This is a genomic window from Kitasatospora sp. NPDC089797, assembly GCF_040684795.1.
Classification (GTDB): Bacteria; Actinomycetota; Actinomycetes; order Streptomycetales; family Streptomycetaceae; genus Kitasatospora.
On sequence record NZ_JBFBGS010000030.1, the window covers coordinates 78,951 to 105,147 of the forward strand.

The window sequence follows — 26,197 nt, forward strand, 5'->3', positions numbered from 1 at the left end:
CGGCCCGTCCGCCCGTCCGCCCGTCCGCCCGCCCGTCCGCCCGTCCGCCCATCCGCCCGTCCATCCGCTCACCCGTTCGACCCGCCCCGTGTGCGCGCGCCCCGGCCCGGCCGGAGGCTGCAGGTGACCTGTGGCGAGCGAAGGGACGTGCCCGTGGCGACCGTGGCCGAACAGATGGTGGAGGTGCTCCGGCAGGCCGGGGTGGAGCGGGTGTACGGCGTGGTCGGCGACAGCCTCAACCCCGTCGTCGACGCCATCCGGCGGGCGGACGGCATCAGCTGGGTGCACGTGCGCAACGAGGAGGCCGGCGCCTTCGCGGCCGCCGCCGAGGCCGAACTCAGCGGCCGGCTGGCGGTCTGCGCCGGTTCCTGCGGCCCCGGCAACACCCACCTGATCCAGGGCCTGTACGACGCCCAGCGCAGCGGCCTGCCCGTCCTCGCGCTCGCCTCGCACATCCCGTCCGGCCAGATCGGCACCGGCTTCTTCCAGGAGACCCACCCCGAGCGGGTGTTCACCGACTGCAGCAACTGGTGCGAGATGCTCTCCGCCCCCGCCCAACTGCCCCGGCTGCTGCGGATCGCGATCCAGCACGCGCTCGGCTCGCACGGCGTCTCGGTGCTGGCCTTCCCCGGGGACGTCGCCGCCCTCCCGGCCGCCGGGCCGACCGGCACCAGCCACTTCCTCACCGAGCAGGCCGTCGCCGCGCCGCCCTGGTCGCAGGTGCAGGAGCTGGCCCGGCTGCTGAACGCGGCCCGCCGGGTGGCCCTGTTCTGCGGCGCCGGGGTGCGCGCGGCGCACGCCGAGGTGATGGCGGTCGCGCAGGCGCTGAACGCGCCGGTCGGGCACTCGCTGCGCGGCAAGGAGTGGATCCAGTACGACAACCCGTACGACGTCGGGATGAGCGGGCTGCTCGGCTACGGGGCCTGCCACGAGGCGCTGCACTCGGCCGACCTGGTGCTGCTGCTCGGCACCGACTTCCCGTACGACTCCTTCCTCCCGCAGGCGCACACCGTGCAGGTGGACCACGACGCGACCCGGCTGGGCCGGCGCAGCGCGTTGGAGCTGGCCGTGCACGGGGACGTCGCGGCGACCCTGCGGGCGGTCCTGCCGCTGCTGGACGCCAAGCCGGACCGCTCCTTCCTGGACGGCATGCTGCGCAAGCACTGCAAGTCGCTGGAGGACGTGATCGGCGCCTACACCCGGGACATCGACAAGCACCTGCCGATCCACCCGGAGTACGTGGCCTCGGTGCTGGACGACGTGGCGGCGGAGGATGCGGTGTTCACCGTGGACACCGGCATGAACAACGTGTGGGCCGCCCGCTACCTCCAGCCGAACGGCCGCCGCCGGGTGATCGGCTCCTTCCTGCACGGTTCGATGGCGAACGCCCTCCCGCACGCGATCGGCGCCCAACTGGCCTGCCCGGGGCGGCAGGTGATCGCGATGGCGGGGGACGGCGGGATCGGCATGCTGCTCGGCGAGCTGCTCACGGTGGCCAAGCACCGGCTGCCGGTGAAGACGGTGGTCTTCAACAACGGCGCGCTCGGGATGATCAAGCTGGAGATGCTGGTCTCCGGCTACCCGGAGTTCGAGATCGACAACGGCGACGTGGACTACGCGGGCATCGCCCGGGCGATGGGCATCCCGGCGAAGCGGGTCACCGAGCCGGCCCGGGTCCGCGAGGTGCTGGCGGAGGCGCTGGAGCGGCCCGGCCCGGCGCTGGTGGACGTGGTCACCGACCCCAACGCGCTGTCCATCCCGCCGCGGATCACCGCCGCCCAGCTGAAGGGCTTCGCGCTGGCGGCCGGGAAGACCGTGCTCTCGGGCGGGGTCGGGCGGATGGTCGACCTGGCGCGCAGCAACCTGCGCAACGTGCCCAGGCCGTAACGGCCCGCGCAACGGACCGGCCGCGCCGAACGCCCCTTGCCTCTGAGGCAAATTTCTTGCCCACGGGGCAGGCCGGGTGTCCACTGGTCACATGACCACCAGCTCCACCGGCACCCCCGCCGACGGCGACCACAGCGACGACCAGGAGGTCGCGGGCCTCGCCGCCCGCCTCCGCGAGCACCGGCTCAGCAGCCGGCTCACCCTGGAGGTCGCGGCGGGCCGGATCGGTCTCTCCCCAGCCTATCTGTCCCGACTGGAGACCGGCCGCCGCCAGCCCTCGCTGCCCGTGCTGCTCGGCCTCGCCCGCGCCTACGGCACGTCCGTCTCCGGGCTGCTCGGCGAGGCCATGGTCGAACCGGACCCGGTGGTCCGCGGCGGCGCCATCGAGCCCGGCCGGGCCGGCGGGTGGGGCTACCGTCGGGCGGGCGCCCCCGGTCGCGCCATGCAGGCCCTGCGGGTGCACGTGCCGCCGGGCGTCCAGGACTCGGTGGTCCGGGTGCACCCCGGCGAGGAATGGCTGTACGTGCTGCGCGGCGAGCTGCGGGTCACCCTCGGCGACCGCGTCCACGTCCTCGGCCCCGGCGACTCCGCGCACTACGACTCGCTCACCCCGCACTGCATCGCCGCCGAGTCCGACTCCGGCGTCGAGCTGCTCTTCGTCCACACCCTGCTGCAGAGCCCCGGCGGCGAACTCTGCCTCGGCGGCGGCCCCGCCGCCGTCCACTGACCCGCCGTCAGCACACCCGGAGGAGATCACCATGGCCGATCCCACCACCGCCGGTCCCACCACCGCCGACCCCGCGCCCGCGGCTCCCGACACCGCGGCCGGCCCGAAGACCGTCGACGCCGGCAAGTGGGCCAACAAGCGGGTCTACCACCGTCTGGTGATCTACACCGTGGGCTGCCACCTCTTCGCCGGGTTCATCATCCTGCTGTTCGAACTGGGCACCCGCAACAAGTAGGCCGCCCCTCCTGCCGAGCGCCCGCCCCCGCTTCCCCCGTCGGGGCGGGCGCTCTCCCTCACGCCGTGCGCAGCACGCCGCAGAGGGCCTCCAGGGCGGCCGGGAAGGCGTGCTCCGGCGGAGTCCCGTACCCGATCACCAGGGCGGGCGCGGCGTCCTCCGCGGTCGCCGGGTCGACGCGGTGCGAGGCGAGGCCGCTGAGGGCGAGTCCGGCGGCCTCGGCGCGGGCCAGCAGCTCGGCCTCCGGCGTTGCGCCGGGCGGGAGTTGGAGCACGGCGTGCAGACCGGCCGCGATGCCGGTGACCTCGACGTGCGGGGCGTGCTCGGCGAGGGTGGCGACCAGCCGGTCGCGGCGGCGCCGGTAGTGCAGCCGGCAGCGCCGCACGTGCCGGTCGTACGTCCCGGAGGTGATCAGTTCGGCGAGCGTCAGCTGGTCGAGCACCGGGGACATGACGTCGGCCAGCGCCTTCAGCCGGGCGACCGGTTCGACCAGCGCGTCCGGCAGGGCCAGCCAGGCCAGCCGCAGACCGGGGGCGAGGCTCTTGGCGGCCGTCCCGGCGTACACCACCCGCTCCGGGTCGAGCGCCTGCATCGCGCCGAGCGGCTGCCGGTCGTAGCGGAACTCCCCGTCGTAGTCGTCCTCGACCACGTACCGGTCCTGTTCCCGGGCCCACCGCACCGCGGCCGCCCGCCGCTCGGCGGACAGCGGTGCCCCGGTGGGGTACTGGTGGGCGGGGGTGAGCAGCACGGCGCCGCAGCGGGCGTCCAGCCGGTCGACCAGCGCGCCGTCGCCGTCCAGCGGCAGCGGGACGGGGGCGAGCCCGGCGGCCCGGGCCACCGCGTGCTGCGGCGGCAGCCCGTACCCCTCGACCGCCAGGGCCCGCGCCCCGCGCTCCCGCAGGGCCGCGCAGAGCAGGCCGAAGCCCTGCTGGAACCCGTTGCAGACGAGCAGGTGGTCCGGGTCGGTGCGGACGCCGCGGACCCGGGCCAGGTAGTGGGTGAGCGCCTCGCGCAGCTCGATCCGGCCGAGCGGGCCGCCGTAGCCGAGCGCCTCGTGCGGGGCGGTGGCCAGGGCGCGGCGGGCGGCGGCGAGCCAGGCGGTGCGGGGGAACAGCGAGAGGTCCGGCCGGCCGGCCATCAGGTCGTGCCGGACGGCGGGCCGCACCTGCGCCGGGGCGGCCCGCTCGCCCCGCACGGGCACGGACCGCCGGGCGACCGTCGTGCCCGAGCCCTGCCGGGAGCTGAGCCAGCCCTCGGCGCTGAGCTGCCCGTACGCCTCCACCACGGTGTTGCGGGCGATGCCGAGGTCCTCGCCCAGCGCCCGGGAGGACGGCAGCCGGGTGCCGGGGGCCAGCCGCCCGTCCAGGACGGCCTCCCGCAGCGCGTCCTCCAGCGCGGCCCGCAGCCCGGCGCCGGCCGCCCGCCGCTCGGTGAGATCCAGGTGCAGGTCGCCGCCGAAGGCGGTCCAGGAGCCGTTCACGGGCCCCATTCTGGCGTGGCCGGGAGTCACCGGGTGGCGCCGGCCGGCTCCTCGCCGGCGGTGTCGACGCGGTGGAAGAAGACCCCGCCCCCGAACGCCCGCGGGCCGCCCGGCAGGTGTGCCGGACGGCCCGCGGGCGGGGAGGGCTCAGAGCGACAGGTAGATCGCGCTGCCGACGCCGGCCAGGAAGCAGTAGACCGCGAACGGGGTGAGGCTGCGGGTCTCGAAGTACTTGGTGAGGAAGCGCACCGAGATGTAGCCGGCCACGAAGGCGGCGACGCTGCCGGCCGCGACCGGGCCGAGGACGCCGGAGTTCTCCGGCTTGAACAGCTCGGGCACCTTGAGGACCGAGGCGGCCAGGATGACCGGGGTGGCGAGCAGGAAGGAGAACCGGGCGGCGTCCTCGTGGTGCAGCCCGCGCAGGATGCCGGCGCTCATGGTGACGCCGGAGCGGCTGATGCCGGGGAACAGGGCGAGGATCTGGGCGGAGCCGATCCAGGCGCCCTGGACGAAGCTGAGCTTGGTCAGCCGGGCGTCGGAGGCGATCGCCGGGTCCAGGCCGGGCTCGTCGACGGGCGGGGCGGCGTGTCCGGCCCGGCGGCGACCGGTGCCGCCGCGCTTGAGGCGTTCGGCGCCGAGCAGCACCAGCCCGTTGAGGGCCAGGAAGACCGCGGCGGGGACGGGCTTGCCGAGCGCGTGCCGCAGCGCCTTCTCCAGCACGAGGCCGGCCACGCCGACCGGGATGGTGGAGATGATGAGCAGCCAGGTGAGCCGCTCGTCCCGGGTCTCCACCCGGCGGTGCCGGATCGAGCTGACCAGGCCGCTGACCACCCGGACCCAGTCCCGCCAGAAGAACACCACCAGGGCGAGCGCGGTGGCCAGGTGGAGGGCGACCAGGGCGGCGAGGTAGGAGGAGCCGTCGGCGGTCATGTCGAGGTCCTGCTGGATCTTCCCGCCGATCACGGCCGGGAGCAGGATGCTGTGGCCGAGGCTGGAGACCGGGAAGAGTTCCGTGACACCCTGCAGCAGGCCGACGCCTATCGCTTCGGGGTAGGTCAGGGTGGACATCGCGCACCTTCGCTCTGGGGGGGGGGGGGGGTGGGGCCGTGCTCTGCGGCCGGCCGATTCCGGTGGCCCCCGCGAAGCTACTACGGGCATGTAGACGCCCGGCAGTCCCGCTGCCAGAAATTCATCGAGCGTATGTCCGGGTGTCACCGCCCCCAGGTGCCACCGCTCCCGGGGTGTCACCGCCCCCGGGCATCACCGGTCCCGCCCGCCACCGGCCCCGAGCCGCCGGACCAGCAGGCCGGTGACGGCGCCCGGCAGACCGCCCGGCAGGCCGTCCGGCACCGCCCGGTGCACGGCGCCGCCGAGCAGCACCCCGGTGGTCGCCGCGAGCGGGGCGCCGCCGAGCAGCAGGGCGACGGTGAGCGCGGCGCTGAGCCGGGGTCGGCGGTCCATCGTGGGCCTCCATCGGCGAGGGGACGACGGATGCCCACGGTGCCGCCTCCCGCAGCGTCAGGTTCAAGTCCTGTTCGGGAGCCCCCGGTTCAGGGCGCCGCCGGCCGCTACCCGCCGCCACCCGGAGCCGTCCGCGGGCACCGGGGCGGTCGCGAAGTCGTAGCGCAGCAGCTCCGGGCCGAGGGCCAGCAGGGAGATCGAGGAGGACCCCCAGATCCGGCCGTCGCCGAAGTCCCGGCGCTGGATCAGCGCGGCGTCCCCGTCCGGCGCCAGCCCGTCGCCGGTGACGATCGGCAGCCAGTCGCCCCAGGCCCGTCCGGTGGGTCCGTCGGCGGTCGGCTCCGGTCGGGGCGCGGCCCGGAAGCGGGCCCGGAAGTGGTCGGCGCGGGCGGCCATCAGGGCGCGGATCCGCTCGGAGGCGGTCCGGTTCTCGGCCGTCCCCTCCAGTCCGTCGTTGAGCACCACGCTGAGCCCGGTGGGCAGTTCGCGCTCGGTCAGCCGGCCGCCGCCCCAACTGGTGACCCGGGCGCCGTCCGGGTCGACCAGGACGAGGTGGAAGGGGTCGTAGCGGGTGGGGTCGAGGTGCCCGAGGCCGCCCTCGCGGACGGCGGTGAGCGGCAGTTCGCCGCGGCTGAGCCGGGTGTCGGCGGGGGCGAGCGGGCCGAAGCCGTTCAGCAGGCAGGCGGCGGTGCGCCGGGCGGGGTCGACGGCCAGCCAGGTGCCGCCGGCCACGAGGTCCAGGCCGCCGAGCAGTTCGGGCCGCTGCGGCCAGTGGTGGTCCGGTGGCAGCCAGGCGCGGCCGAGGTACTCGTCCCGGACGGAGAGCAGCAGCACGGGGGCGGCCGCATCCGGCTCGATGCTGATGAACGCCGTGCACACGGTCCCGTTCCCCCTGGTCCGTCGTACCGAGGATCCGTCGTACCGAAGATCCACCAGCGATCCTCGCACGCCCGTTCGCCCATCGGAAGTGGCCCAAGGAACCGGGCGTCGAATGCACCAGGGCCACGGGCCAGTGGGCTCCTAGGCTGGCGACCGTGACCACGAACGAGACTGTGAACGAGAACGTGCCCGCCCCCGCCCAGCGCCTCGCGCTGCCGAAGCTCGCCCCCGACTTCTACGAGGCGATGGTCGCCGTGGACCGGGCCGCCCGCCAGGGCCTGGACCCGGTGCTCGCCGAGCTGGTCAAGGTCCACGCCTCGATGATCAACGGCTGTGCGTTCTGCATCGACATGCACGCCACCGACGCCCGCAAGAACGGCGAGCAGGACCACCGGCTGCTCTCCCTCCCGGCCTGGCGCGAGACCCCCTGGTTCACCGCCCGGGAGCGCGCCGCCCTCGCCCTCACCGAGTCGATCACTCTGCTGACCCAGGGGCACGTGCCGGACGCCGTGTACGCCGAGGCGGCCGCCCACTTCGACCAGGTCGAACTGGCCCGGCTGATCGCGCTGATCACCACCATCAACGCCTGGAACCGGATCGGCGTGTCCACCCGCATGAGCCCGGCCGCGAAGTGAGCGGGGCCGTGACGACCGCCCAGCGGGAGCAGGCCCGGCTGCTGCGGGAGCTGCACCGCCCGGGCGAGCCGCTGGTGCTGGCCAACGTCTGGGACGCGGCGAGCGCCCGGCTGGTGGCCGGCGCCGGGGCGCGGGCGGTGGCGACGGCCAGCGCGAGCGTCTCCTGGTCGCTGGGGAGCCCGGACGGCGGCGGCGCCGACCCCGCGCAGGTGCTGGCCCGCACCGCCGAGGTGGTCCGCTCGGTCGACCTGCCGGTCACCGCGGACCTGGAGAGCGGCTACGCGGACACCCCGGCCGGGGTCGGCGGGACGGTCACCGCGCTGCTCGCCACCGGTGCCGTCGGGGTGAACCTGGAGGACGCGGAGTACACCGCGCAGCAGGCCGCCGAGCGGATCGCGGCGGCCCGGGCGGCGGCCGACGCGGCGGGTGTCCCGCTCTTCGTCAACGCCCGCACCGACGTCTTCCTGCACGCCCTGGGCGAGCCCGACGGACGGCTGGACGAGGCGGTCCGCCGGCTGCGGGCCTACGTCGAGGCGGGAGCGGACGGGGTGTTCGTGCCCGGCGTCGCCGACCCGGAGACCATCGCCGCCCTGGTCGAGGCCGTCCCGGCCCCGCTGAACGTGCTGGCCGGCCCCGGCTCCCCGTCGGTCGCCGAGCTGGCGGCGCTGGGCGTGGCCCGGATCAGCCTGGGCCCGGGGCTGGCGAAGGTGGCCTACGCGGCGGTCCGCCGCGCGGCCGAGGAGGTGTACGGGAGCGGCACGTACGGCTCGCTGGACGGCGGGCTGACCTACCCGGAGCTCAACGGCCTCTTCACGGGTTGAGCGGACCGCCCGACCCGTGGAGAACCCGGTGGGAAAACGGGCGGCCGACCGGACGGGGGTCGGTCAGCCGCCCGGTCGGGCCGTGGGCCGGGTCAGCCGATCTGCCCGCTGAGCCCCGGGTGGGACATCTGGTTGGTGCCGATGGCCTCCACCTCGTCGGCGGTGTGACCGACCACCGGGAGCTTGCTCGCGGTGCGCAGGGCGAGGTCGGCGGGGGAGACGGTGAGACCGTCGGTGAGGCCGCCGGTGGCGTCCGGCGAGTCGGCGATCTGGCTGGCGGCGGAGGCCGCGGGGGCGGCGAGCGCGAGGCCCGCCATGGTGAGGGCGGCGAGGGTGGCGAGTTTCTTCATGCCCTGCCGAACGACCCGGGCCGCCCTCAGGTAACCGGGTGACGCCGACCGTCACCCCTCCCCGCCCTCCTTCCGTCCTCCGTCAGACCGTCACCCGCAGCGTCCGCACGCTGTTGCTCACGAACGAACGGATCGGCTCCGGCCGTTCGCCCTCCGCCGGAGCGAGCCCCGGGAACCGCCCGAACAGGTGCCGCAGCGCCGTCTCCGCCTCCAGCCGGGCCAGCCCCGAGCCGAGGCAGAAGTGCGGGCCGTGGCCGAGCGACAGGTGCCGGGCGGGCTGCCGGGTGAGGTCGAAGTGGTCGGCGTCCGGGTAGTGCCCGGCGTCGCGGCCGGCCGCCGCGTACGAGGCGAGCAGCGCCTCGCCGCGCCGGATCACCACGTCGCCGACCTCGATGTCCTCGACGGCGTAGCGCAGCGGGAACTGGCCGACCGGCGAGTCGTAGCGCAGCGTCTCCTCCACCACCGCGGACCACGGCTGCGCGCCGTCCAGCACCAGCCGCAGCTGGTCGGGGTGGGCGAACAGGGCCCGGACGGCGTTGGTGATCAGGTTGAGCGTGGTCTCGTGCCCGGCGACCAGCATCAGCAGCAGGGTGCCGACGACCTCGGCCTCGCTGAGCCGCTGCCGGTCGGGGCCGTGGTCGGCCTCGTGGGCGGCGATCAGGGCCGTGGTCAGGTCGTCGCCGGGTTCGGCCCGCTTGGCCGCCACCACCGAGGCCAGCAGCGCGTTGAGGTCCCGTTGGGCGGCCATCGCCGCCTCCGGGGTGGCCGAGCTGGAGACCAGGGTCTCGGAGAGCGCGTGCAGTTCGTCGTGCTGCTCCGCGGCGAGGCCGAGCAGTTCGCCGATCACCTCGATCGGCAGCGGGTAGGCGAAGTGCTCGCGCAGGTCGAACGGGCCCTCCAGGTCGGCCATCCGGTCCAGCAGGGCGAGGGTGCGGGCCTCGATCGCGGGCGCCAGCGCGGCCGTCCGGCGCGGGGTGAAGGCCTGGCTGACGAGTCCGCGCAGCCGCTTGTGGTCCTCGCCGTCGGCGGTGATCATGCCGGGCACCGCGACGAAGTTGAGCAGCGGCCAGCCGTACGGCAGCCGGCCCTCCCGGAACGTGGTCCACAGCTGGGGGTTCTTGCCGACCCGGGGGTCGGCCAGCAGCGCCTGGAGGGTGTCGTGGTGCGTTACCGCCCAGACCACCACCCCGCCAGGGAGTTCCACCAGGACCGCGGGGCCGGCTGCCCGGAGCCGGGCGTTCTCGTCGTGCTGGTCGCGTCCGAAGGGGTCGAGCCGGACGGGCTCGGGGCGTGCGGGCCCGGCGGGTACGGGCTCGGGGCGGGAGCCGAGGTCGGCGTCGGCGGTGTCCATGCGGGCCTCTCGGGGGCGGGCGGGCGGGGCGGGGTGAAGGCGCTGTACAGCACCGGCAGGGCGAGCAGGGCCCGTGACCACGGCGACGGACGCCAGGCCAGCTCTCCTGCCGGTACGGCCAGTTGGAGGTCCGGCAGGCGGTGCAGCAGGGTCTCGATCGCGGTCTCGACGATGATCCGGGCCGGGTGCTGGGCCGGGCAGACGTGCCGGCCCGCGCCCCAGGCGAGGTGGGCCCGGTTGCCGCCGAGCGAGCCGTGCGCGGCCGCGGCGGCGCCCTGGGCGGCCGGGTCGGCGTTGGCGGCGGCCAGGCCGAGCACCAGCATGTCGCCGGCGTTGATGTACTGGCCGCCGAGCACGGTGTCGCCGGTGGCCCAGCGGCCGGGGAAGTTCTGCGTCGGCGGGTCGCGCCAGAGCACCTCCTCCAGCGCGTCGGAGACGGTCAGCCGGCCACCGGTCAGGGTGGCCCGGAAGCGCCGGTCGGTGAGCAGCAGCCGCAGGGTGTTGCCGATCCAGTTGATGCAGGTCTCGTTGCCCGCGATCATCATCACCACCAGGTGGTGCGCCGCCTCCTCGTCGGTCAGCCCGGCCGGGTGGGCGAGCAGCCAGGAGGTGAGGTCGGCACTGGGGCCGGTGCGGCGCTGCCGGACGAGCTCGGCCAGCGTGGTCTGGAACTCCCCGGCGGCGCGCACCGACTCGGGACTGCTGTCGACGAAGTGGCTGATCAGCTCGATGATCCGGGGCCCGCTGCCGATCGGCAGGCCGATCAGCTGGGTGGAGACCAGCAGCGGCAGCGCCCGGGCGTACTGGCCGATCAGGTCGGCGGTGCCGTCCGGGCCCCAGCTGTCGATCAGGCTGTTGGCGGCGGCCTCGGTGGTCCCGCGCAGCTGCCGGTGGTCGATCTGGGCCAGGGTGTCCGAGACGGCGGCCCGCAGCCGCTGGTGCTCGGCGCCGTCCAGGTTGAGCAGGGTGGGGCGCCAGGCGGTCATCGGCTTCAGCCGCGAGTCGGCGGCCAGCCGGCCCTCGGCGGGGACCCGCCAGTGCCGCGAGTCCTTGGAGAACAGCGCCTCGTTGCGGGTGAGTTCGAGCAGTTCGGGGTAGCCGATGACGAGCCAGGCCTCCACCCCGGGCTCCAGCTCGATCGGCGCGACCGGCCCGTAGCGCTCGCGCAGCCGGGCGTACAGGCCGTGCGGGTCGTCGGCGACCGCCTGCCCGTACAGCGGGGTGAGCGGGACACCGGACGGCAGCCCGCCGCCGTACGGGCCAGGCGCGCCGCCGTACGGGCCCGGCCCGGCGCCGTACGGCGCACCGTGCGCGACCGGGCAGCCGGACGCCTGCGGGGGCTCGGGGGCGGTCACGGCTGGAGCTCCAGCAGCGAGCTGCGGTGCAGGTGGTCGACGAAGTCGATCAGCAGGTCGTAGGACTGCCGCCGGTCCCGGGCGTCGCAGTGCAGGATCGGCACCTCCGGCAGCAGGTCCAGCGCCGAGCGCAGCTCCTCCTCCGGGTAACTCGGCGTGTCCGGGAAGGTGTTGACGGCCACCGCGAACGGGATGCGCTGCTCCTCCAGCCGGCCGAGCACGTCGAAGCTCTCGTCCGGCCGGCGCAGGTCGACCATCGCGATGGCGCCGAGCGCGCCGCGCGACAGGTCGTCCCAGAGCGGCCAGAACCGCTGCTGCCCGGGCGTGCCGAACAGGTACAGCGCGAGCCGGGAGTTGAGCGTGATCCGGCCGAAGTCCAGCGCGACCGTGGTGGTGGTCTTGCCGCTGTGCCCGGTGAGGTCGTCCACGCCGCTGCTGGCGGCGGTCATGGTCTCCTCGGTGCGCAGCGGGGTGATCTCGCTGAGCGAGCCGACCAGGGTGGTCTTGCCGACCCCGAACGGGCCGGTGACCAGGATCTTCACCGCGCCCTGCACCGAGGACGGCAGGTACTGCGGTCCGGCCGGCCGGGAGGCGGGGGCTTCAGCGGAGTTGGCGGAGGCCAACGAGCACCTCTTCCAGGAGGGTTGTGGGCAGGCGTTCGGCCTGCGGTACGGGTGGGAGCACCTGCACGGCGCCGAGGTCCCAGAGGTCGCCGACCAGCACCTTGACGACGCCGAGCGGCAGCCCCAGGTGGGCCGCCACCTCGGCGACGGACAGCAGGCTGTGGCAGAGCCCGAGGATGCGTCGGTGCTCCCGGTTGAGCAGGACGTGCTCGGGCAGGGCCGGGGGGTCGGATAACGCGCTGACCAGGCTCTCGACGGCCAGGTCGGTGCGGGTCGGGCGGCTGCGCCCGCCGGTGATGACGTAGGGCCGGACCGGCCCGTTCACCGGTGTCCCCCCGCCGCGTGGTCGACGCGCGGCGGGCTGGTCAGGTGGGTGCCGATCCGCTCGACCAGGACCTGCATCTGGTAGGCGACCAGTCCGGCGTCGACCGCCTCGCTGGTCACCACGGCCAGGTGGGCGCCGGCCCCGGCGGCGACGATGAACAGGTAGCCGCCGCCGTACTCGATGATGATCTGGCGGGTGGCGCTGCCCGGGCCGCCGAAGCCGGTCGCGACGCCGCGGGCCAGCGACTGCAGCCCGGAGCAGGCGGCGGCGAGCCGTTCGGCGTCCTCGCGGGCGATGTCGGTGCTGCGGCCGATCTCCAGGCCGTCGTTGGAGACGACGACGGCGTGCTGGACCTGGGGGACGGCGATGATGTCGGCGAGCAGCCAGCCGAGATCGGGGGTGGTGGTCATGGAACTCTCCGGGGCGCTGGGGAAGTCGGGGGAAGCGGGGCGGGAACGGTCAGTGCGGGCCGGGTGGGGTCTGGGCCCGGCTGCGGGCGGCGGTGCGGCCGCTGGCCGTCCCGGCCTGGAACATCGCCATGAACGCCTGCGCGTCCCGGGCCGAGCGGTACGGCGGTTCGGGCGGCGGCGGAGCGGCGTGCTGGGCGGGGCGGTTCGCGCGGTCGCGCCGGTGGCTGCGGCGGGGCAGCGGCGGCGGGGCGTCGTCGGCGGGCCGGCCGGTGGGCGGGGTCTCCAGCATCGGGTGCCCGGCCGGGGCGGGGCGCGGGTCGGGGTGGAACGCCCGGTCGTCGGTGAACGCCCGGTCGTCCGGGGCGAGTCCGGGGACGGTGGGCGGCAGCGGTTCGGTGAGCAGCGCGTTCGGCAGCAGCACCACGACGCGCACCCCGCCGTACGGTGAGGGCGCCGAGCTGAGGGTGACCCGGAAGCCGTAGCTCTCGGCGAGCCGGCCGACCGCGGCCAGTCCCAGCTGCGGCACCTCGCCGAGCCGGGAGACCTCCAGGCTGCTGCCCCCGGCGAGCGCGGCGGCGGCCTTGGCCACGGCCTGCTCCGGCATGCCGACGCCGCCGTCGTCGATCTCGATGACCGCGCCGTTGTGCACCGGCATCAGGGTGACGAACACCTGGGTGCTGGGCGGGGAGTAGCGGGTGGCGTTGTCCAGCAGTTCGGCGATGGCGTGGATCAGGGCCTCGGCGGCCGCGCCGACCACCGCGGTCTCGATCCGGCTGCGCACGACCACCCGTTGGAAGGGCAGGATGCGGGACTGGGCGCCGCGCACCACGTCCTCGAGCGAGACCGGCTCCGGCCAGTGCCGGCCGGCCCGGGCGCCGCACAGCACGGCCAGGGTCTGGGCCAGCCGGGCCTGTTGGGCGGCGGCGTGGTCGGCCTTGAGCAGGCCCTCCAGCAGCGCCGGGTCGTCGTGGGTGCGCTCCATCTCGTCGAGCAGGGCCTGCTGGTCGTGGGCCATCACGAGGATCCGGCGGGCGACGCTGAGGAAGGCCCGCTGGGTGGAGGCGGTGTGCTCGTGCTCCTGCTGGACGGCGGCCAGCTCGGCGCCCCGGCGGGAGAGCTCGCCGGCCAGCTGCTCCTGGAGCCGGGCGAGTTCGTCCGCCAGCCGGTCGGCCCGGCCGCGCTGGGTGACGGACACGGCGCGGTACCGCGCGGCGGCCACGAGGGCGAGGACGGCGAGCACGCCGGTAGCCGTTGCGCACCACTGAGTCATCGTCACGCCGCGAATTCTAGGGCGATGATCCTACGAAGGTGTGAACGGATCTCGCCAAGTGACTGGATCTCGTCAATATCGAGTCAATACACCGTCATTCCGCCGTGGTTCGGACCCGATCCCGGGGCTCTGACGAGCCGTCCGGCCGTTCGTCCAGGGTCTTTCGACCCGCTTCGGGGTGACTCGTGGTGGCCGATCGACACCCTGGGATGTGTGGGGCTCGTGTGCAGGATGTTGTTGAACGTGCGACATTCGGTGCGGGTGAACGGTGTCACCGCGGGGACACCACCCGGTGCAGGAGCAACAGCGCCACGTCGTCCGGGCGGGAGCGGCGTTCGGTCACGTTCAGGGTGAGCAGGTCGGCCAGCCGCTCCAGCGCCGGTGCCGGACCGATCCGCCCCGGACCGGTCTGCCGGGCCCACAGCTCCAGCCCGCCCAGCATCCGCTGCACCGACTCGTCGTAGTCCTCCTCGCGGTCCTCGACCAGCCCGTCGGTGTACACCAGCAGCGTCTCGCCGCCCGCCAGCCGGCCGGTGGCCAGCGGGTACGGCTGCCCCGGGTCCACCCCCAGCGGCGGGCCGCCCGGCAGCTCCAGCTCCACGGCGGTGGCGTCGGCGGCGATCCGGACCGGCGCCGGGTGCCCGGCCCGGGCCGCGGTCAGCCGGCCGTCCGCCGGGTCCAGGGTCAGGTAGAGGCAGGTCGCGAACAGGTCGGTGTCCAGCTCGGCCAGCAGCCGGCTGGTCCGGGCCAGCGTGGCGGCCGGGTCGTGCCCGTCCGTGGCGTACGCCCGCAGACCGCTGCGCAGCTGGCCCATCACGGCGGTCGCCTCGGCGTTGTGGCCCTGCACGTCACCGATCACCAGCCCGATCCGGCCGTCCGGCAGCTTCAGCAGGTCGTACCAGTCGCCGCCGATCTGCATGCCCTCGGTGCTCGGCAGGTAACGGGCGGCGCTGGCGATCCCGGGCAGCCGGGGCAGCGAGCGCGGCAGCATCGCCCGCTGCAGCTCCCCGGCCCGGTGGTGGTGGGTGTCGTACAGCCGGGCCCGTTCCAGGGACTGCGCGAGGATCCCGGCGAACGCCGAGTACAGGGTGCGGTCCTCCCGGCTGAAGGCGCGCTCGGCGGCGAAGGTGATCAGGCAGGAGCCCACCTGCCGGCCGGAGGCGACCAGCGGCAGCACCGCCCAGGCGGCCGGGGCCTCCGGGCGCCGGGGCGTGCCGCCGGGCTCGCTGAACAGCGGGGCGGAGCGGGCCAGCGAGTGCTGCATCACCGGCTCGGAGAGGTCCGCCAGCCGGGTCAGCTCGGCGCGCCGCGAGCCGCCGTACACGGTGTGCGAGACCGGCAGCAGTCGGCCCTCGTCCACCAGGTCCAGCACGATGCTGTCGGCGCCGAAGGCCGGCCGGGCGACGTCGGTCACCGCGGTGGTGACGTCCCGTACGGTCACCGCGCGGGACAGCGCCCGGGTGAGCGACAGCAGCAGCGCGGTCCGGGCCCCGGCCGGGTCCTGCCGCGGCCCGGCGTCCCCGGCCGGGCGGTGGTCCACGTCGGCGATCAGCCCGGCCATCCGCACCGGGCGCCCGTGCACGTCCAGCATCACCTCGCCGGACTCCTCGACCCGCGCCGCCCTCCCGCCCGGGCGCAGCATCCGGTAGCCGATCCGGTAGCGGCCGCCGCCCGCCAGCGCGTCCGCCAGGGCGGCCTGGACGTCCGGCAGGTCCTCGGGGTGGACGATCCGCTCCAGCTCCGGGGCGGCCCGGTCCGGGGCGACCGGCCGCCCGGCCAGGGCGAACGCGGCGGCGTCCCAGTGGCTCTCCCCGGTGACCAGGTCGCGTTCGAAGGCGCCGTGCCCGGCGGCCCGCACCGCGAGCGACAGCAGCGGGTGGGCCGGTCCGGCGTCCGCGGCCGTCGGTTGCGGGGGCCGGGCGTCCGGGCGGGCCGGCCCGTGGTCCAGCAGGTGGTGCAGCCGGTGGGCGCAGGCCCCGGCGATGGTCTCCAGCACGTCCAGGTCGCGGCCGGGCACGGTGCCCCGGTGCGCCAGCGCGAGGGCCAGCACGCCGATCGGTTGCTCGTCCACCACCAGGGGCAGGGTGACCACGGCGACCATCCCGGTGCCCAGGCCGGCGTTCCGGTTCGGGTAGTCGATGCTGGTGTGCTCGGGGCTGAGCAGGTACGGGCGGCGCAGCTTGAGCGCCATCGCGGCCGGCAGCCCGCCGGCCGGGTCGACCAAGCCGTAGCGCTCGTGCGCCCAGTCCGGCAGTCCGTGCGAGGCGGTCAGCCGGAGCATCCCGGCGGAGTCCAGCAGGTAGAGCGCGGAGCCCTCGCCGGTGATCCAGCCCGGTCCCTCGGCGAGCACGGTGCCGAGCAGCTCGGCGGCGCTGGTGCAGCCGAGCAGCAGGCGCACACAGCGCATCGGACTGCGAACGGGAGAGGACACCCAATCTTCATACCCCATGTCGACGGTCCGCGGCCGTCCTCAACCGGCGCACCAGCACCAGCGTCCGGTCGTCCGCGACGTCCTGCGCGACCGCGTCCACCAGCCGGTGCGCCGCGCCCCGGACGGCCTGCTGCTGCGGCAGGTGGGTGCGCACCTCCGGCTCGGCGGCGGCCAGCAGCCGGTGCAGCCCCTCGTCCAGGTCCCGGCCCGGAACCTCGACCAGGCCGTCGCTGAACAGCAGCAGCGAATCGCCGTGCCCCAGCCGTCCCGCCAGCGCCGGGTAGGACGCCCCCGGCACCAGCCCCAGCGCCGGCCCGCCGTGCTCCGAGGGCTGCCAGCCGGTGCGCCGGCAGAACCGCACCGGCGGGGGGTGGCCCGCGTTGAACAGCCGGTAGCAGCCGGTCGCCGGGTGCAGCGCCAGGTGGACGGCGGTCGCGAAGTGGTCCTCCCAGCCCATCCGCACCAGGTGGTCGTTGGCGGCCGGCAGGAAGGCCTCCGGCGGCACCCGGCCCAGCAGCATCGCGAACGCGCCGGACAGGTGCGTCGACCGGGCCGCCGCCCGACTGCCCTTGCCCGACACGTCGACCAGCACCAGCTCCAGCAGGTCCTCCTCCGGGCGGTGGGCGCACAGCAGGAAGTCCCCGGAGAACGACGCGCCCCCGGCCGGGGCCAGCGCGCTGTCGAAGTGCCAGTCCAGCAGCCGTTCCGGGAGCCGGGCCAGGGCCCGGTTGTGCGCGGCCAGCTCCAGCAGCATCGAGTCGCCCTGCGTCCCGCGCAGCCCCAGCCGGTGCCGGAACCGGTTCGCCGACAGCACCGTCGCCCCCGTCGCGGCCAGCACCACCGTCACCCCCCAGCGCACCCCGCGCGGGTCCTGCACCACCGCGCCCAGCCCGCTGCCCGCCAGCGCGGCGCACACCAGCACCAGCAGCTGGCCCCGCCGCAGCACCAGCCCGCCCACCACCAACGGCAGCACCAGCGCGGACGGCGGCCAGCCGTACGGCAGCAGCAGCGGCAGCAGCCCCAGCAGCACCGTCACCCCGAGCAGCAGCCCCAGCGCCACCCGGCCCGCCCGGGCGTCCCCGTCCAGCAGCCGCCCGTACCAGCGCCGCACCCTCGCGATCAGTGCGGGCACCCGGGACCTCCGCCAAGGCGTGGGCGGTCCCCTGTCATGACCACCAGTCAGCCCGGTCACACTAACCCGTCCGGCGGCACCGGCCCCCACCCGACCGCCGCGCGGGACGCCGGCCCGGCGCGGCGCGGTCGGCGTGCTACGCCGGGCGGGGCCAGGAGCGCAGGCCCGTGGTCAGGGTGGTGACGAGGCGGTCGTGGGTGGTGGTGAGGTCCTCGGTGAGCTGGAAGGCGCCGGTGATGGACAGCGAGGCGAAGCCGTGGGCGAGGGAGCGGACGGTGCGGGCGGCGTGGATCGCCTCGGAGCCGTCGAGGCCGTAGCCGCGCAGGACGGCGATGATGACGCCGACCAGACGGGTGGCGGCGCGGGTGAGGTCCTCGTCCGGCTGCGGGGCCTGGGGGAGGGCGGTGTAGCGGTGCGGGTGGCCGGTGGCGTAGGCCTGGTAGGCGCGCAGGACGGCGGTGACCGCGTCGTCCCCGCTGCGGCCGACGGCGGCCTCGGCGAGCCGGTCGGCGAGCTCGTCGGTGACCCGGACGGCGATGAGCCGCCGCAGTTCGGCGAGGCCGCCGCTGACGTGCTTGTACAGCGAGGGGGTGGCGACCCCGGCACGGGCGGCGACGGAGGCCAGGGTGAGGGCCTCGGTGCCCTGCTCGTCGAGGAGGGCGAGGGCGTGGTCGACGACCTGGTCGGGGGTCAGTCCTACGCGGGGCATGGGTGCGGGTCCTCCGTACGGACGAGGGTCAGGCGAGTTCGGCGAGGAAGGGCAGCAGGGCGTCGGCGACGGCCTGCGGGTTGTCGGCCATCGGGTAGTGCCCGGACCCCTCGATCATGACCTTCCGCGCGCCGAGCTTCCCGGCCTGGAGGTCGGCGACGGCCTCGGGCTCCGGGAAGTCGGGGTCCTTGCTGCCCATCAGCACGAGGGCGGGGCAGCGGACGGCCGCGCACCAGCCGGTCGGGGCGGAGTCGCCGGTGACGTAGCCGCGGGTGGCGGTCCGGCGGCCGGGGGTGCGCAGGGCGGCGACCAGTCCGTCCACGTAGCGGTCGAGGTCGGCGGGGCGGGGGCCGGGGAAGGCCATCCTGCGCAGGTAGTAGCCCCAGACGCCGGGCCAGCGGACCATCGCGGCGCCCATCACGACCATCACGCCCCGCATCAGGGCGTTGGAGCGGTGCTCGACGAAGGCGTCGATCAGGGCGATCCCGGCGACCCGCTGCGGTGCGTCCCCGGCGATCCTGACGACGGTGGCGCCGGTGTAGGACTGGCCGACCAGGACGGCCCGCCCGATGCCGAGGTGGTCGAGCAGGGCGAGCACGTCGGTGGCGATCGCGGCGGGGCCGTAGTCGTCCCAGACGATCGAGGACTCGCCGAAGCCGCGCAGGTCCATGGTGACGACCCGGTGCCCGGCCGCGGTGAGCAGCGGGTGCAGGTGCCGGTAGGCGTGGCGGGAGTCGAGCATGCCGGGGAGCAGGACGACGGGGGTGCCGTCGCCCTGCCGGGTGTCGTCGTACGCGAGCCGGCCGCCGGGCACGTCGAGGTACCGGGTGTTCGGGGTGGTGGTGCCGTTCATGGTGGGCCTCCGCTGGCTCGCTCTGTGCTGCCGATAGCCATAAAGCTAAGGCTAATAGCCTTAGCCGTCAAGCCCCGCCGGGCCGGCCCCGCCCGGGGGCCGCCGGGCCGGTCCCCGGCTCGCGGCCCGCCGGGTCGGCGCGGCTCAGGGCCCCTCGACCCGGAACGGGTCGTGCTCGCTGAGCAGCTTCTCCAGCCGGGCCTGGTCGACCCGGGCGACGGTGTCCGTGGACTCCTGCCGGTCCCGGACCACCTTGGCCAGCGTGAACGAGGAGGTGACGGTGTAGAGGAGGCCGATCCCGAGGAAGGCCCGGGTCCAGCCGCCGACGGGCAGGTAGGCGATCCCGACGGCGAGGGCCGCGGCGGAGAGGGTGAAGGAGAGGACGGCCTGGACGTAGTACGCGGCCGTGGTCCGTGACTGCATCGGTGCGCTCATGGCGCCAGGATGCGGGCGGCCGGCCCGGTCGCACATGAGTAGGAGTACTCAGATGGGGCCAGGTGCTTGAAGGATCGTTCGTTGACGTCCGATCACCTGCTCCACAGCCGTCCCGGACGGATGGCTTGGAATCAGAGCCTCCTAGGATTAACGTTTGATAACGCAGCGCGGTCGTCAACGCCGTACCCAGACGGCACCGTGCGCCGTCGCCTAATCCCGCCGGCCGGCCTCCGGGCAGGTCAGGGAGCCGGGGAACCACGTTCCTTGGGGTGAATCGGCGGGGCCCCGGCCCGGCCGTAGGAGACCTTCCTGCTCCGAACCCGTCAGCTAACCCGGTAGGCGCGAAGGAAGGAAAGGAGCGCGCCCCCGTGGCGTCGACGCACACCCCGGCACACCCGGCCGGCCCCGCAGCCGGTACCCAGCTCCTCGACCACCCCGTCCCGGACGACCCCGGGGCGCTCGCCCCGGAGGCCGAGGCCAACCGCCACCGGATGCCGCGTCAGACCCGCGGAGCCTCCCCGCTGCTCGGCGTCACCGCCGTCGCCGCCACCCTGGGCGCCACCGGCTTCGCCTCCGCGACCCCGGCCGCCGCGCCCGCGATCGAGGCCCAGGACGAGTCCCCGGTCGCCCTGGCCGCCGACCCCGGCCTCGCGCTCGCCGCCCGCATCCAGCAGCAGGCCGACAGCCAGCGCACCGCCGCCGAGGAGGACGCCCGGGTGCAGGCGGCCCAGGAGGCCGCGGCCAAGGCCGCCGCCAAGGAGGCGGAGGCCGAGCGGGCCGCGGCGGAGGCCGAGCGGGCCAAGGCCGCCGCCCTCACCCTGCCGGTGAAGGACTACAACCTCTCCGCCCACTACGGCCAGAGCGCCCGCTACTGGGCCCACCTGCACACCGGCCTGGACTTCGCCGCCGACACCGGCACCGCCGTCTTCGCGCTCGGCCAGGGCACCATCACCTCGGCCGGCTGGTCCGGCGCGTACGGCTACCGGATCGTCGAGACCCTGCCCGACGGCACCGAGATCTGGTACTGCCACCTCTCCTCGATCATCAAGGGCTCCGGCAAGGTGACCGCCGGCCAGCAGATCGGCAAGGTCGGCGCGACCGGCAACGTGACCGGCCCGCACCTGCACCTGGAGGTCCGCCCCGGCGGCGGCGCCCCGGTCGACCCGGAGACCTGGCTCCAGCAGCGCGGCCTCACCCCGTAGCCACCGCCGCGAAGGCCCCGGACACCCGGTGTCCGGGGCCTTCGCGGTACCCGTTCCGGCGGGTGCGTCACTCCGGCGGCAGCTGCGCCAGGTACGCCTCGATCTCCGCCGCCCCCGGCTCCGGCGCCAGCTCGGGGAACTCCTCCACCAGCAGCCGCGGCAGCCCGGGCACCGTCCACCCGCCCAGCAGGTCGAGCGCGGCCTCGGCCGCCGCCGTCTCGAACTCCTCGAAGCCCCCGGCCAGTTCGTCCGGCATCGGCCGCCCCAGCGCGTTCAGCTCGGCCAGGTTGCGGTAGCTGCGCCGCATCAGGCCCTGCTCCAGCAGCCGCCGCGCGCCGTCGGTGGCCATACCGACCGACAGCACCCGGCCCGCACCCCACCAGCCCTGCTCGTCCGGCTCGTCCAGCCAGCCGGTCGGGCCCAGCGCCTCGTACCCGGCCAGCCGCTCCTCCTCGGTCAGTCCGGCGAAGCCGGCCAGCCAGTCCCGGACGGCCGCCGGGTCCGCCACGTCCACGTCGTGGGCGTGCAGCAGCACCGCGTACAGCCGGGGCCAGGTCACCAGGTCGGCGCGGCGCAGCAGCCCGGCCGCGACCTCGCCCTGCCACTCGGCCTCGGCGTGCAGCCGCTCCTGCCGTTTGGCGTTGAGCCGCTTCGCGGCCCGCTGGTGGTCGACCAGCAGCCGCACCGCCTCGCCGTAGGCGAGCGGGTCCTCTTCGGGCGCGGGTTGGACGTACAGGTGGAGCCGCTCGTACAGCAGGTGCTCCACCGCGTCGGAGGTCAGTTCGGGCCAGCCGTCGTGCATCCTGCCCTCGCCCAGCTCCAGCAGCGCCAGCACCGTGCGCAGCGGCGCCTCGGCCACCGGCGCGCGGTCCTGGCCGGCCGCCCAGGCCAGCAGGTCGGCGGCCCTGGTGCGCGGGGCGAGTCGCAGGTCTTCGTCGTTCATGTTCGAAACGGTAGTCGCCGGGCGCGGGTAGGGTCGGCAGCCATGGTCCCGATCCGACTCCTCGGCCCCAGACTGGCCGTCCGCGAGTACCACCACACGCCGGCGGAGGTGGACGCGCTGCACGCGCTGTTCGGCGACCCGGAGGTGACCCGCCACCTCCCCTTCGGGCCGTGCGACCGGGAGACCTGCGCCGACCAGCTGGAGCTGTACCTGGAGGAGGCGATGGCCGAGCCGCGGTCCACCTACCGGCTCGCCATGGTCCGCCGGGCGGACGCCGAGGACCCGGCGGACGCGGTGCCGGTCGGGCAGGCCGCGCTCACCCTCGGCACGGACGGCTCCGCCGACCTCGGCTACGTGCTGGGCAGCAGGGTCCGGGGCCTCGGCTACGCGGGTGAGGCCGCCGGGCTGCTCTGCGGGCTCGCCTTCGGCGCGCTCGGCCTGCACCGGCTGGCCGCCTCGGTCGACGCGGACAACACCGCCTCGGCCAGGGTGCTCACCCGGCTCGGCTTCCGGGCGGAGGGGCGGGTGCGGCAGGACGGGCCCGCGGGCGGCGCCCGGCGCGACGCGTACCGGTACGGGCTGCTCGCGGCCGACTGGCCCGGCCTCCCGCCCGACCTCCCGCCCGCCCGGTAGCCGCCGGCCGGGGGTTAACCCCACCCCCGGGCCGCCGGGCCGCCGGATGTCCGCCGGGCCGCGCCCCGGGCAGACTGGATCACGTCAGCGAGTGGTGACGGACGCGAGCACGAGGGGCCGGGGGCCGGAGATGAGCAGCAGCGGAAGCACGCTGGGTCAGGACTGGGACGCCCCGGGCGGCTACGGCGACGACGGAACCCGCCCGGCCCGGGCCCGGCGCACCGAGCAGCCGCCGGGCTTCTGGCGGGCGCCCTTCTCGGGGCACTACTACCGGGAGGTCGGCTACGTGCTCACCGGGCTGCCGATGGCGATCGTCGGCTTCGCCGTCTCGATCGCGCTGTTCTGCTTCGGCCTCGGCACCGTCGTCACCGTCCTCGGCCTGCCGGTGCTGGCCGGTCTGACCAGCGCCGGCCGGGGCCTGGGGCTGGCCGAGCTGGTCCGGGTGCGCGGGCTGCTCGCCCTGGACGTGCCGGCCCCGGCGCCGGTGCGCCAGGTCCGGCCGGGCGCCTGGGGCGCGATCACCGCCCGGCTGGCCGACGGGGCCGGCTGGAAGGCCGCGCTGTACCAGGTGGTGATGTTCCCCTGGGCGGTGTTCAGCTTCACCATGACGCTGGTGTTCCTGGTGCTGGGCTGGGCGATGGCGCTCTACCCGGTCTACCACTGGGTGTTCCCGCGCTACACCTCCTGGCGCGGCTACCAGCTGTTCGACTTCACCGACAGCCACCACGTCCGGCACGCCTACTACATCGAGGGCACCTGGCAGATCGCCGCCTTCTCGGCGGTCGGGCTGCTGCTGGTCTTCCTCACCGCGCAGCTGGTCCGCGGCCTGACCGGCGTCAACCGGGCCGCCGCCCGGGGCCTGCTCGGCGGCTGAGCCGCCCCGGGCGCCGCCCGCCGCCCGGCCGCTCCCGGTCCTGTCCGGCCCTCCCGGGGCCCCCTGGCCCCTCCCGCCACGGCCGCGCCGAGGACGCGTTCCGGACCCGGACGCGCTCCGGATGCGGGCGGGGCGGGCCCGTGTTCGGATGACCGGGTGATCACCGCCCCCGGCCCGGACCCGGACATCCTGGTCACCTCCCGTCCGCTGGACGAGTACTGCTCCCTCTTCGGCCTCACCCGGGCCGGCCTCGCCGCCCTGCCCGGCCCGCTGCTGGACTGCCCGGGCGGTGCGGCGGGCCTGGTCGCCGAGGCGCGCGAGCTGGGCTGCCGGGTGATCGCCGTCGACCCGGCCTACGCGCTGCCGCCGCCCGAGGTGGCCGCCCGGGCCCTGGCCGCCCGGGCGGCGATGGCCGCCGCGATGGCCGCCCGCCCCCAGCTGTACCCCTCGTCCCACCCGTGCCGTCCGTTCCGGCCGGAGCGCTACCTGCGCAGCTGGGACCGCGCCCGCCGGCTGTTCACCGCCGACTCCGCCGCCCACCCCCAGGACTACCTGGCCGCCGCGCTGCCCCGGCTGCCCTTCGCGGACGGCGCGTTCGCGCTCACCCTGAGCAGCCACCTGATCTTCGCCTACCCCGAACTGTTCGGGCCGGAGCGCCAGTTGGCGGCCCTGGTCGAGCTGGTCCGGGTGACGGCCGGGGACGGCGAGGTGCGGGTCCAGCCGCTGAACGACGGCCTGGGGCGGCGCTGCGGCCACCTCGACCGGCTGCGGTACGCGCTCGGCGAGCGCCGGATCGCCAGCGAGGTGCTCCGGGTGCCGGGCGGGGACGGCCGCACCCGGCGGGTCCTGGTGCTGCGGGCCGCCGACCGCCGCCTCCGCCGGCCCCGGCCGGTGCCCCGGGGTTCGGCAAAATGTAATAGTCACTCGCCGGGTGGGCTCCTATACTCGTTCGTATGAGCGAGACCACGATCCGGCCCGCCGAGCCCGCCGACGCCGCCCGCCTCACCGCACTGATCCAGGCTTCCACCGCCTACCGCGGCGCGTACTTCGCGATGATCGACGGCTACGCCGTGGCGCCCGACTACGTCGAGCGCCACGAGGTGCGGATGGCGGTCGACGAGGCCGACGGCCGACTGCTCGGCTTCTACGCGCTGATCCACGAACCGGCCGAACTGGACCTGATGTTCGTCGCCGACGCGGCCCAGGGGCTGGGCATCGGACGGGCGTTGATCGCGGACATGCTCGACCGCGCCAGGGCGGCCGGGATCGCGGCGGTCAAGGTCGTCTCGCACCCGCCCGCCGAGGGCTTCTACCTCCAGATGGGCGCCGAGCGCACCGGCACCCGCCCGCCGCGGACCAAGACGCCCTGGGAACAGCCGGAACTGCGCTTCGCGGTCTAGGCCCGGTCCGGCCCTAGGAGTTCGACGGCGGGGAGCCGCCCGGTCCGCCCGCCGGAGCCGCAGTCGCGGTCGTCGGCTGTGCCGGCTGCGTCGACTGGGTCGGGACGAGGCCCGGGACGGGCGCCGGCAGCCGGGAGAGGATCTTCTCCGCCAGCCAGCTGCGGTCCGACCCGTACGGAATCCCCTGCGGGTCGACCAGTTGGGCCGCCACGGCGGTCCGCAGCCGCAGCGCCCCGGCGGCGGGCAGCTGGGAGAGCAGGCCGCGGGCGGCCAGCAGGGCGTGGTACTGCTCGAAGCCCGAACGCGGGTGCTCGATCGCGTCCAGCACGCTCGGCAGGTCCGCCAGCGAGGGGTCGCCCTGCATCAGGGCGAGCGCCTGGATCCGGCAGGTCTCGGAGCCGTCCGCGAAGAGCTCGCGGACCTGGTCGGCGGTCAGCGCCGAGCGCTTCGCGGTCGAGCGGACCTCGGCCACCACGCCGTCCGGCCCGGCCGGGGCGCCCGGCCCGGGCGGCAGCTGCACGGCCGGGGCGGCGGGCCGGTCGGTGCCGTCGCCGAACAGCCCGAGCTGCTGCATGGCGCGCATCCGCAGGTCGTCCGCGCCCACCTTGTCGCCCCGCCGGTCGTGGTCCTGCCCGGCCAGGAAGAGGTCCAGCGCCTCGTCGGTCTCGGTCAGCACCCGCGGCAGTGCCAGCCTGGTCACCAACCAGCCGGCCAGGAAGCCGAGCACCAGGAAGTAGAGCACCAGCGCGGCCGCGAACGGCACCGCGGCCCCGGCGCCGCCCAGCGCGGGCGCCAGCGCCGTCCCGAGCTGGTGCAGCCGCTCGCCGAGCGAGCCGAGCTGGGTCAGTCCGACGCCCAGCAGCACCTTGGTCAGCCAGTCGGAGACCTGCTCCAGGTTGGTGTTCGGCGCGTACGAGCCCTGCGGCTCACCGGAGCCGTTGCGCACCCGGGGCACTCCGAACAGGAAGCCCAGCGCGCCGCCGAGCACCGTGGCGGCCCCGGAGACCACCAGGCCGCCGCCGAGCGCCTGCCAGGCCTGCTCACGGCCGAGCGCGAACAGCAGCAGCCCGAGCAGTCCGGTGCCGGCCAGGACCCCGGCCGCTGTCCACTGCGCCCTGCGCAGTGCCGGTGCGCCGGCCCGTCGCCGCGTCCTCGCCATCGCCCACCCCCTGTGTCGGCGCCGACTCTAGCGCCGGGGCCCCACCCCGGGAACGACCGGGGAACGCCGACGCTACGACGGGGCGCGGCCACCGGAACGGCTCCGCCCGATCCGGTGCCGGAAACGCAGACGACCCGCAGGCTGCTCCTCGACGCCGGCCCGTGCACTGGCCTGGCGCCGAGGCACCGGGGATGTGCCGGTGAGCCTGCGGGCCGGGTGACTGCTATGGATTTCGCCTGCCGGAGGCCAGGGGCCTCACCCTGCGCAGGCAGGGGCGGCTCTAGCGAGCAGCCACCTCACGCATCCTGATGGAACTCAATTCAGGATCACCTCCCTTCAGTGTGCCGCCACTGTAGGCAGCCTCCTGGCGGGAGGGCAACGGATTAAATCCGCGGGCCGACGGGAGCCTCCTGCCCCCGCCCGTACCCGGGAACGCGAAAGGCCCGGAGGACGGATCCTCCGGGCCTTTCGGCTACTGAGTAGCGGGGACAGGATTTGAACCTGCGACCTCTGGGTTATGAGCCCAGCGAGCTACCGAGCTGCTCCACCCCGCGTCGGTGAACACAACAATACGTGGAAGTCGCCGCGATGGGAAATCCGTTCTCCGGGCGGCCCCG

General features: G+C 75.4%; 28 protein-coding genes, 1 tRNA gene and 1 riboswitch. Of the genes, 10 read left to right on the forward strand and 19 right to left on the reverse strand.

What is annotated here, in order from left to right:
- The first annotated feature begins 147 nt into the window (after window positions 1-147).
- The 3 genes from AB0O91_RS24470 (at window position 148) to AB0O91_RS24480 (ending at window position 2,849) form a co-directional block, all read left to right on the forward strand.
- Window positions 148-1,887 (forward strand): pyruvate dehydrogenase, encoded by a 1,740-nt coding sequence (locus tag AB0O91_RS24470; RefSeq protein WP_363436694.1) that lies wholly within the window; start codon window positions 148-150, stop codon window positions 1,885-1,887.
- A gap of 91 nt (window positions 1,888-1,978) precedes the next feature.
- Entirely contained in the window at window positions 1,979-2,614 is a 636-nt protein-coding gene (locus tag AB0O91_RS24475; protein ID WP_363436697.1) for an XRE family transcriptional regulator, read from the forward strand.
- 31 nt (window positions 2,615-2,645) lie between these two features.
- Entirely contained in the window at window positions 2,646-2,849 is a 204-nt protein-coding gene (locus AB0O91_RS24480) for a DUF6126 family protein (RefSeq protein WP_363436699.1), read from the forward strand.
- Between the two features lie 58 nt (window positions 2,850-2,907).
- Here AB0O91_RS24480 and AB0O91_RS24485 read toward each other — a convergent pair whose 3' ends face one another.
- The 4 genes from AB0O91_RS24485 to AB0O91_RS24500 all read right to left on the reverse strand — a co-directional run bounded on the left by AB0O91_RS24485 (window position 2,908) and on the right by AB0O91_RS24500 (window position 6,669).
- Complete coding sequence (locus AB0O91_RS24485; RefSeq protein WP_363436795.1) at window positions 2,908-4,296, reverse strand: PLP-dependent aminotransferase family protein; 1,389 nt, start codon at window positions 4,294-4,296, stop codon at window positions 2,908-2,910.
- Between the two features lie 180 nt (window positions 4,297-4,476).
- Window positions 4,477-5,397 carry an undecaprenyl-diphosphate phosphatase gene (locus AB0O91_RS24490; RefSeq protein ID WP_363436701.1) on the reverse strand — a complete coding sequence of 307 codons (921 nt, stop codon included), beginning with the start codon at window positions 5,395-5,397 and terminating at the stop codon, window positions 4,477-4,479.
- A gap of 192 nt (window positions 5,398-5,589) precedes the next feature.
- A complete protein-coding gene (locus AB0O91_RS24495) occupies window positions 5,590-5,790 on the reverse strand; it encodes a hypothetical protein (RefSeq protein ID WP_363436703.1) in 201 nt (66 codons plus the stop codon).
- Window positions 5,791-5,853: 63 nt separating this feature from the next.
- On the reverse strand, window positions 5,854-6,669 hold the full coding sequence (locus AB0O91_RS24500; protein ID WP_363436706.1) for an NRDE family protein: 816 nt from the start codon (window positions 6,667-6,669) through the stop codon (window positions 5,854-5,856).
- Window positions 6,670-6,815: 146 nt separating this feature from the next.
- Between AB0O91_RS24500 and AB0O91_RS24505 the strand changes: the two genes are divergently transcribed.
- Together AB0O91_RS24505 and AB0O91_RS24510 are read left to right on the forward strand one after the other, a co-directional pair.
- Window positions 6,816-7,304, forward strand: a complete 489-nt coding sequence (locus AB0O91_RS24505; RefSeq protein ID WP_363436798.1) for a carboxymuconolactone decarboxylase family protein — start codon at window positions 6,816-6,818, stop codon at window positions 7,302-7,304.
- 8 nt (window positions 7,305-7,312) lie between these two features.
- Complete coding sequence (locus tag AB0O91_RS24510) at window positions 7,313-8,125, forward strand: isocitrate lyase/phosphoenolpyruvate mutase family protein (protein WP_363436709.1); 813 nt, start codon at window positions 7,313-7,315, stop codon at window positions 8,123-8,125.
- A 92-nt stretch (window positions 8,126-8,217) separates the two neighbouring features.
- Here AB0O91_RS24510 and AB0O91_RS24515 read toward each other — a convergent pair whose 3' ends face one another.
- The 12 genes from AB0O91_RS24515 to AB0O91_RS24570 all read right to left on the reverse strand — a co-directional run bounded on the left by AB0O91_RS24515 (window position 8,218) and on the right by AB0O91_RS24570 (window position 19,369).
- Window positions 8,218-8,475, reverse strand: a complete 258-nt coding sequence (locus tag AB0O91_RS24515) for a hypothetical protein (protein WP_363436712.1) — start codon at window positions 8,473-8,475, stop codon at window positions 8,218-8,220.
- A gap of 82 nt (window positions 8,476-8,557) precedes the next feature.
- Window positions 8,558-9,679: a cytochrome P450 gene (locus AB0O91_RS24520; protein ID WP_363436714.1), complete on the reverse strand. Its 1,122-nt coding sequence runs from the start codon at window positions 9,677-9,679 to the stop codon at window positions 8,558-8,560.
- On the reverse strand, window positions 9,643-11,181 hold the full coding sequence (locus tag AB0O91_RS24525; RefSeq protein WP_363436717.1) for a cytochrome P450: 1,539 nt from the start codon (window positions 11,179-11,181) through the stop codon (window positions 9,643-9,645). Before AB0O91_RS24525 ends, AB0O91_RS24520 begins: the two co-directional genes overlap by 37 nt.
- The gene (locus AB0O91_RS24530; RefSeq protein WP_363436720.1) at window positions 11,178-11,804 is read right to left on the reverse strand and encodes an ATP/GTP-binding protein; all 627 of its coding nucleotides are present in this window, start codon (window positions 11,802-11,804) and stop codon (window positions 11,178-11,180) included. Before AB0O91_RS24530 ends, AB0O91_RS24525 begins: the two co-directional genes overlap by 4 nt.
- Window positions 11,782-12,129, reverse strand: a complete 348-nt coding sequence (locus tag AB0O91_RS24535; protein ID WP_363436723.1) for a DUF742 domain-containing protein — start codon at window positions 12,127-12,129, stop codon at window positions 11,782-11,784. The genes AB0O91_RS24530 and AB0O91_RS24535 overlap by 23 nt, the downstream gene beginning before the upstream one ends.
- Complete coding sequence (locus AB0O91_RS24540; RefSeq protein ID WP_363436726.1) at window positions 12,126-12,539, reverse strand: roadblock/LC7 domain-containing protein; 414 nt, start codon at window positions 12,537-12,539, stop codon at window positions 12,126-12,128. The genes AB0O91_RS24535 and AB0O91_RS24540 overlap by 4 nt, the downstream gene beginning before the upstream one ends.
- 49 nt (window positions 12,540-12,588) lie before the next feature.
- The gene (locus tag AB0O91_RS24545; RefSeq protein WP_363436800.1) at window positions 12,589-13,809 is read right to left on the reverse strand and encodes an ATP-binding protein; all 1,221 of its coding nucleotides are present in this window, start codon (window positions 13,807-13,809) and stop codon (window positions 12,589-12,591) included.
- Between the two features lie 271 nt (window positions 13,810-14,080).
- On the reverse strand, window positions 14,081-16,240 hold the full coding sequence (locus AB0O91_RS24550; protein WP_363436729.1) for a SpoIIE family protein phosphatase: 2,160 nt from the start codon (window positions 16,238-16,240) through the stop codon (window positions 14,081-14,083).
- A 7-nt stretch (window positions 16,241-16,247) separates the two neighbouring features.
- Window positions 16,248-17,372 carry a PP2C family protein-serine/threonine phosphatase gene (locus AB0O91_RS24555; RefSeq protein WP_363436731.1) on the reverse strand — a complete coding sequence of 375 codons (1,125 nt, stop codon included), beginning with the start codon at window positions 17,370-17,372 and terminating at the stop codon, window positions 16,248-16,250.
- A 136-nt stretch (window positions 17,373-17,508) separates the two neighbouring features.
- Window positions 17,509-18,081, reverse strand: coding sequence for a WHG domain-containing protein (locus AB0O91_RS24560; protein WP_363436734.1), 573 nt, complete (start codon window positions 18,079-18,081; stop codon window positions 17,509-17,511).
- A gap of 28 nt (window positions 18,082-18,109) precedes the next feature.
- Window positions 18,110-18,934: an alpha/beta hydrolase gene (locus tag AB0O91_RS24565; RefSeq protein WP_363436737.1), complete on the reverse strand. Its 825-nt coding sequence runs from the start codon at window positions 18,932-18,934 to the stop codon at window positions 18,110-18,112.
- 144 nt (window positions 18,935-19,078) lie between these two features.
- Window positions 19,079-19,369, reverse strand: coding sequence for a YiaA/YiaB family inner membrane protein (locus AB0O91_RS24570; protein WP_363436739.1), 291 nt, complete (start codon window positions 19,367-19,369; stop codon window positions 19,079-19,081).
- Window positions 19,370-19,566: 197 nt separating this feature from the next.
- Window positions 19,567-19,725, forward strand: a riboswitch (cyclic di-AMP (ydaO/yuaA leader).
- 12 nt (window positions 19,726-19,737) lie between these two features.
- On the opposite strand from AB0O91_RS24570, the gene AB0O91_RS24575 reads away from it, so the two are divergent.
- Window positions 19,738-20,571, forward strand: a complete 834-nt coding sequence (locus AB0O91_RS24575) for a M23 family metallopeptidase (RefSeq protein WP_363436742.1) — start codon at window positions 19,738-19,740, stop codon at window positions 20,569-20,571.
- A 67-nt stretch (window positions 20,572-20,638) separates the two neighbouring features.
- On the opposite strand, the gene AB0O91_RS24580 is transcribed toward AB0O91_RS24575, so the two are convergent.
- On the reverse strand, window positions 20,639-21,514 hold the full coding sequence (locus tag AB0O91_RS24580; protein WP_363436745.1) for a hypothetical protein: 876 nt from the start codon (window positions 21,512-21,514) through the stop codon (window positions 20,639-20,641).
- Window positions 21,515-21,556: 42 nt separating this feature from the next.
- On the opposite strand from AB0O91_RS24580, the gene AB0O91_RS24585 reads away from it, so the two are divergent.
- From AB0O91_RS24585 to AB0O91_RS24600, 4 genes are all read left to right on the forward strand, one after another.
- A complete protein-coding gene (locus AB0O91_RS24585) occupies window positions 21,557-22,147 on the forward strand; it encodes a GNAT family protein (RefSeq protein WP_363436748.1) in 591 nt (196 codons plus the stop codon).
- Window positions 22,148-22,277: 130 nt separating this feature from the next.
- A complete protein-coding gene (locus tag AB0O91_RS24590; RefSeq protein WP_363436751.1) occupies window positions 22,278-23,021 on the forward strand; it encodes a sensor domain-containing protein in 744 nt (247 codons plus the stop codon).
- Between the two features lie 156 nt (window positions 23,022-23,177).
- Window positions 23,178-23,978 carry a hypothetical protein gene (locus tag AB0O91_RS24595; protein ID WP_363436754.1) on the forward strand — a complete coding sequence of 267 codons (801 nt, stop codon included), beginning with the start codon at window positions 23,178-23,180 and terminating at the stop codon, window positions 23,976-23,978.
- A complete protein-coding gene (locus AB0O91_RS24600; RefSeq protein WP_363436757.1) occupies window positions 23,975-24,421 on the forward strand; it encodes a GNAT family N-acetyltransferase in 447 nt (148 codons plus the stop codon). Before AB0O91_RS24595 ends, AB0O91_RS24600 begins: the two co-directional genes overlap by 4 nt.
- Window positions 24,422-24,434: 13 nt before the next feature.
- On the opposite strand, the gene AB0O91_RS24605 is transcribed toward AB0O91_RS24600, so the two are convergent.
- The gene (locus AB0O91_RS24605; protein WP_363436759.1) at window positions 24,435-25,580 is read right to left on the reverse strand and encodes a hypothetical protein; all 1,146 of its coding nucleotides are present in this window, start codon (window positions 25,578-25,580) and stop codon (window positions 24,435-24,437) included.
- A gap of 480 nt (window positions 25,581-26,060) precedes the next feature.
- A tRNA-Met gene (locus AB0O91_RS24610) sits at window positions 26,061-26,134 on the reverse strand.
- Between the last annotated feature and the right edge of the window lie 63 nt (window positions 26,135-26,197).

What these genes read in the sequence shown, in the direction of transcription:
- AB0O91_RS24490 (WP_363436701.1), bottom strand. Translation starts at nt 5,397, where the DNA reads ATGTCCACCCTGACCTACCCCGAAGCGATAGGCGTCGGCCTGCTGCAG.
- AB0O91_RS24545 (WP_363436800.1), bottom strand. Translation starts at nt 13,809, where the DNA reads ATGACTCAGTGGTGCGCAACGGCTACCGGCGTGCTCGCCGTCCTCGCC.
- AB0O91_RS24475 (WP_363436697.1), top strand. Translation starts at nt 1,979, where the DNA reads ATGACCACCAGCTCCACCGGCACCCCCGCCGACGGCGACCACAGCGAC.
- AB0O91_RS24540 (WP_363436726.1), bottom strand. Translation starts at nt 12,539, where the DNA reads ATGACCACCACCCCCGATCTCGGCTGGCTGCTCGCCGACATCATCGCC.
- AB0O91_RS24495 (WP_363436703.1), bottom strand. Translation starts at nt 5,790, where the DNA reads ATGGACCGCCGACCCCGGCTCAGCGCCGCGCTCACCGTCGCCCTGCTG.
- AB0O91_RS24515 (WP_363436712.1), bottom strand. Translation starts at nt 8,475, where the DNA reads ATGAAGAAACTCGCCACCCTCGCCGCCCTCACCATGGCGGGCCTCGCG.
- AB0O91_RS24580 (WP_363436745.1), bottom strand. Translation starts at nt 21,514, where the DNA reads ATGAACGACGAAGACCTGCGACTCGCCCCGCGCACCAGGGCCGCCGAC.
- AB0O91_RS24600 (WP_363436757.1), top strand. Translation starts at nt 23,975, where the DNA reads ATGAGCGAGACCACGATCCGGCCCGCCGAGCCCGCCGACGCCGCCCGC.
- AB0O91_RS24570 (WP_363436739.1), bottom strand. Translation starts at nt 19,369, where the DNA reads ATGAGCGCACCGATGCAGTCACGGACCACGGCCGCGTACTACGTCCAG.
- AB0O91_RS24480 (WP_363436699.1), top strand. Translation starts at nt 2,646, where the DNA reads ATGGCCGATCCCACCACCGCCGGTCCCACCACCGCCGACCCCGCGCCC.
- AB0O91_RS24560 (WP_363436734.1), bottom strand. Translation starts at nt 18,081, where the DNA reads ATGCCCCGCGTAGGACTGACCCCCGACCAGGTCGTCGACCACGCCCTC.
- AB0O91_RS24585 (WP_363436748.1), top strand. Translation starts at nt 21,557, where the DNA reads ATGGTCCCGATCCGACTCCTCGGCCCCAGACTGGCCGTCCGCGAGTAC.
- AB0O91_RS24590 (WP_363436751.1), top strand. Translation starts at nt 22,278, where the DNA reads ATGAGCAGCAGCGGAAGCACGCTGGGTCAGGACTGGGACGCCCCGGGC.
- AB0O91_RS24565 (WP_363436737.1), bottom strand. Translation starts at nt 18,934, where the DNA reads ATGAACGGCACCACCACCCCGAACACCCGGTACCTCGACGTGCCCGGC.
- AB0O91_RS24605 (WP_363436759.1), bottom strand. Translation starts at nt 25,580, where the DNA reads ATGGCGAGGACGCGGCGACGGGCCGGCGCACCGGCACTGCGCAGGGCG.